Source organism: Pseudomonas sp. PA-4-8C (assembly GCF_021606625.1).
Classification (GTDB): domain Bacteria; phylum Pseudomonadota; class Gammaproteobacteria; order Pseudomonadales; family Pseudomonadaceae; genus Aquipseudomonas; species Aquipseudomonas lactis.
In genome coordinates this window covers 1-4,677 of record NZ_WKCD01000362.1, presented here as the reverse complement: position 1 = coordinate 4,677, position 4,677 = coordinate 1, and the positions used below count along the sequence as shown (strand labels likewise).

3 protein-coding genes and 1 pseudogene are annotated in these 4,677 nt (G+C 58.4%); 1 reads left to right on the top strand and 3 read right to left on the bottom strand.

Annotated elements, in window-relative coordinates; translation table 11 throughout:
* The 3 genes from GIW04_RS28075 to GIW04_RS28065 form a co-directional block, all read right to left on the bottom strand.
* On the bottom strand, positions 1-287 hold a 287-nt coding region (locus tag GIW04_RS28075; RefSeq protein WP_236479421.1), incomplete at its 3' end, for a GntR family transcriptional regulator.
* A 36-nt stretch (positions 288-323) separates the two neighbouring features.
* The gene (locus GIW04_RS28070; protein ID WP_003191131.1) at positions 324-1,748 is read right to left on the bottom strand and encodes a hypothetical protein; all 1,425 of its coding nucleotides are present in this window, start codon (positions 1,746-1,748) and stop codon (positions 324-326) included.
* Between the two features lie 705 nt (positions 1,749-2,453).
* Positions 2,454-3,476, bottom strand: coding sequence for a zinc-dependent alcohol dehydrogenase family protein (locus tag GIW04_RS28065; protein ID WP_032891964.1), 1,023 nt, complete (start codon positions 3,474-3,476; stop codon positions 2,454-2,456).
* 268 nt (positions 3,477-3,744) lie between these two features.
* On the opposite strand from GIW04_RS28065, the pseudogene GIW04_RS28060 reads away from it, so the two are divergent.
* Positions 3,745-4,521: pseudogene (locus tag GIW04_RS28060) on the top strand (LysR family transcriptional regulator); the annotation flags it as partial.
* Positions 4,522-4,677 lie beyond the last annotated feature (156 nt).

Genomic DNA, 4,677 nt, shown 5'->3' with positions numbered 1-4,677 from the left:
GTGTACAAGCGCTCGAGCAAATCAGTACCGGCCATAAGGGGCGCGTTTGCAGCCACGGGCCAAGCGAAGTAGCCGGATTTGGCCACCGAGTACACTCGGCCTTCCTTTTCCAGCAACGAATAGGCGTACTGAATCGTCGAGATCGACACATTCATGCGCGTCGATAACTGCCGCAGGGACGGCAGTTTCACCGGCGTTTCCCGGCTGACTTCGTTGATCAGGTTGATCATGTAGCGGTATACCGCCTGATAGGCAAAGTCTACTTGCCGCTCCCCCCGAAGGTTCATCGTTGCTCACCGGCGTTCATTGGCGGACACACGTTGCTAACGCCCCGACACTTGGGCGACGCGCGCCTCGGGCCGCGCGAAAGCTCGTTTGCGCGCCCGCGTGCCGCGTCCTTCCAACAGCGGGCGCTTACGATACAGGTGCTGCAACAGCGGCAGCGGCAACCCACTGGTATCTACCAGCCACTGATGCAGGATGTCCGCTGCGGGTTTGCCCTGTAGTGCCTTGTGGAGTTCGGGGAGCGCTACCAGCATGCCGGGATGGCATTGACGCAAGAAACTCTCCAACCGCTCGCCATGCTGAACAAAGGGTGCAAATAACAGGCAGGTCAGCTGGCTGTCGTCCAGACCCGAGAACTCCTGGATGTAGGCGGTGGACAGCAACTGCCCTTCTCGCCCGGACGCTTCTTTGATCAGCGCGACCGGCACGTGCCTGCGATGCAGGAAGTCTGCCGCACGCCGAACAAACCCCGCGACACCATGTTCGTAGGAAAGCTCACGCAGGCACTGGGCCTGTACGCCGTGCAAATGCGCCATGAGCATTGGGTTGGGATAGGCTGGATGGCTGAAATGGAACTCGAACGGGTCCCGCTTGTGGGCGAGGAACCCGGTGAGCAGTGGCGCATGCCCGACGTCGGCGTCTTTGAGCAAGTCGGCGATGCCGATATAGGCCAAATGACGATGCCCGCCCCGGCCCGGACTTTCGTTGCCCGCATAGTGCTCGCCATAGACGTCGCGATAGCAACCCACACTCCACTCCTCCATGCGTGCAAACCATGCATTGAGCGACGATGGCTTAGCGGGCGCAAAGGCAAGGCCGGTCGCCAGCGCGCTTTTTTTCAGCCACGCGATGTATTGGCTTTGCTTGCGCGCTGAATCACCGCTGACCAAGGCGTGTACGCCGCCGTTCCAGGTAGCGACCCGTTGATAGAAATCGCCGAGGGCCAGGAGCGTGTCATCGCACAGGGCGGCGCGGATATCGCCGGATGTCAGGTGCCCGATCATCAGCTTGTTACGCTGGCTGATTTCCCGAGCGGCATTGGACGCCGGGCGCTGATGGTTGAATGGCAGCACCTCATGGTTTTCCACCATCAACAGCTCTACGCGGGGGTCGTCATGGAAGAACAGCGCTGCGTAGCCTTGATTCAGTGAGTCGAGCGTTGCTTGAGTCATACCCGCATGCCGCAATGTTGCCACCCGTATCTGAAAAGTCTTGGGCGAGCGTCCGGCAATGGTCAGTTGCGCCGCACGCAGCAACGCGAGGGTGTAGCTGCTCACTTCGCCGCCACCATGGGCGATCAGTACTTTGTAATTGCCCACTTGTTCCATGCCGCCTGCGGCCACCACGATTCGCTGAACGAGCAATTGAAGTGACGTTCGTTCGGCGCGCGTAAAGTGCCCGATTAAACGTTGCAGAACTTGCTGGTAAACATAGCTCATGGCTTGTTCATGAATAGTGCTCATCGTTCTACTACCTGAGTTGAAATATCAGTTTCAAGCAACTACCAAACAGCGTTGCTCGACCTATTACATCTGTAGGCTTGTCTTCCATTGCGCAGCACAGGTTTGAGTCAACATTAGCACCTTGCAACAAAAGCGCAGGTGAGAGCATTGAGGGCGCCCATGGCTGCTCCGCCGGAGAATCCAGCGCCTGCGCGGGCTCCAGCGAAATAGCTGTTAGCCTTAGGAATGTTCCGACAACGTCCTACACTGTTTTAACTAAGCAATTAGAGAATTGTCCGACGAATATTAATCACCTGCGCACCTGGGCTGCGCGTAAAGCAGAAGGGTATTCGTTTTGCACTTGCCGGAAAATACAATCCGAGCCTCGTTAGTTCTGAAGGTGCGTGACGCAACTGCCGTGTAATCAATCATGGCTCAATCCTTGAGATGACAATGAAGACTCAATTATCGGCACTCAAATAATGATTAACAGATACAGAACAGCGTCAAAAAGCAGTTCAGATGACCTGCCAGCCCAACTTGAATGACGCCCACACAAGAGCGCCGCACTGGATTTCAGGGCGGCGCATGGCAATAACGGTATTGTTTGCGGGGTAGAACGCCCCTGCGGCGGCTCAACCCCGGTGCGGGTTAAGCCCTGTCAAATGGCGCATTTGCCTCATCAGCTCAGGCGCCGGAGTATGCATTTGCGAATACTCCTACAGCTCAAACAGCTTCAACCTGCAACGCCACCCGTTCGCGGCACGGGCATTCATCCATGTATCGGTGCGCTTCGACGAACTGACTGAACGGAAACACCGTGGTTTTCAGTGGGACAAGCACACGGTCGGCCGTCAGCTGGTTGATATCGCGCAACGCACGCTGCAACGCCACTTGGTCCTGGATAATGCCCAGCTCCGGCTTGCCGGTGAAGTTGCCGATACAGTGCACAAAGAACTGAATGTTCTTCTGGAACGCCGCACAGGCCGGGAATGGCGTCTGATTGCCACCTTGCAGGCCATACAGCACCAGGCTGCCGCGCGGCGCCAGGACGTCCCCAAGCAGCGACATCTGCGGGCCTCCCAAGCCATCGAACACCACGTCGACGCCACGGTTGTCCGTGAACTTGTTGATCTGCATCAGCAGGTCTTGTTCTTCGGTCACGATGACCTTTTCCGCCCCGAGAGACAGCAGGTATTCACGTTCAGCACTGTCTTTGGTGGCGGCAATCACCCGCACACCCAGGGCCTTGCCCAGCTGCACAAACGAAGGGCCGGCACAGTGGCTGGCGTCGGTCACCAGGGCAAACTGGCCGGGCTTGACCCGCGCCAGGTCCATGTAGGCAAAGTACGCAATCAGCAGCGGCGTGTAATGCACGCTGGCTTCAATCGGGCTCAAGACATCCGGGTAACGGGTCAGGGCCGAACGGGGCAAGACGATCTGCTCGCCATACACCGGGTAATCATTGGGGCTCTCGGCCGGAAAACTGGCCACCTTATCGCCCACTGCCAAATCATCCACACCGTCGCCGAGGGCGACTACGACACCGGCCATTTCATGGCCCAGGCCAGAAGGCAGGCGTGCATGGGAAGACGCCAGGTTCTGGCGCCACAGAATGTCGTACCAACTGATGCCGATCGCGTCGACACGCACCTGCACTTCGCCCGGTGCGGGCTGCGCGGCTGCATGCTCTTCGCATTTGAGCACCTCGGCCGGACCAAACTTGTGAAAACGGATCGTGCGGGACATCGCAAACCTCGTCAAAGTAACCTCTAATGCCATGAACTTTATCTGGGCTTTGGGGGTAAGACCACCGGTCACCATTAATAGTCGACATGCCTGTCATTGATTCCGCGAAGGAGGAACACCCCTCAACTATCGTAGGAAAAATCAATTAGCCGGTGCAGAGTACCAGCCTTTCCCCGTAAGATTCATGCCGGTCATCCTTCTGAATCGAACCTCAGGGGGGGCTACATGACCGCTCACATCAAGTTTGCTGACTCTTCCAGGACACAAGATGAACCGTAACGACCTGCGTCGTGTCGACCTTAACCTCTTGATCGTATTCGAAACCTTGATGCATGAGCGCAGTGTGACCCGCGCCGCCGAGAAATTGTTCCTCGGCCAGCCGGCCATCAGTGCGGCACTGTCACGCCTGCGCGGGCTGTTCGATGACCCCCTGTTCGTGCGCACCGGGCGCAGCATGGAACCCTCGGCCCGCGCCGTGGAAATCTTCGCCCTGCTCTCCCCGGCCCTGGACTCGATCTCCACCGCCGTCAGCCGCGCCGCCGAATTCGACCCGGCCACCAGCACCGCCGTGTTTCGCATTGGCCTGTCCGACGACGTGGAATTCGCCCTGCTCCCGCAACTGCTCAAACGCCTGCGCTCCGAAGCCCCCGGCATCGTGCTGGTGGTACGCCGCGTCAACTACATCCTGATGCCCGGCCTGCTGGCCTCCGGCGAAATCTCCATCGGCGTCAGCTACACCGCCGACCTGCCCGCCAACGCCAAGCGCAAGGTACTGCGCCGCAGCCTGCCCAAACTGCTGCGCGCCGACAGCGTGCCCGGCTCGCTGAGCCTGGATGACTTCTGCTCACGTCCCCACGCCCTTGTCTCCTTTGCCGGCGACTTGAGCGGGTTTATCGATGAAGAGCTGGAAAAACTCGGCCGCAAGCGCCACGTTGTACTCGCGGTGCCGCAGTTCAATGGCCTGGGTACATTGCTGGCGGGTACGGACATTTTGGCCACCGTGCCGGATTATGCGGCGGAAGCATTGACCTCGGCGGGGGGGGTGGGGGGTGGCTCTTTTAAACATCTCCCAGCCCACGAGAATGTCGCTGGGATCTCGTATGCCGGCTTCTGCTTGAAAAAAAAAAAAAAATGTGAACTTCGTGGTCATTTATGTCGTTTACACCATCGTAGGACACTGTCAAGTCGTTGCTGCTGAGCT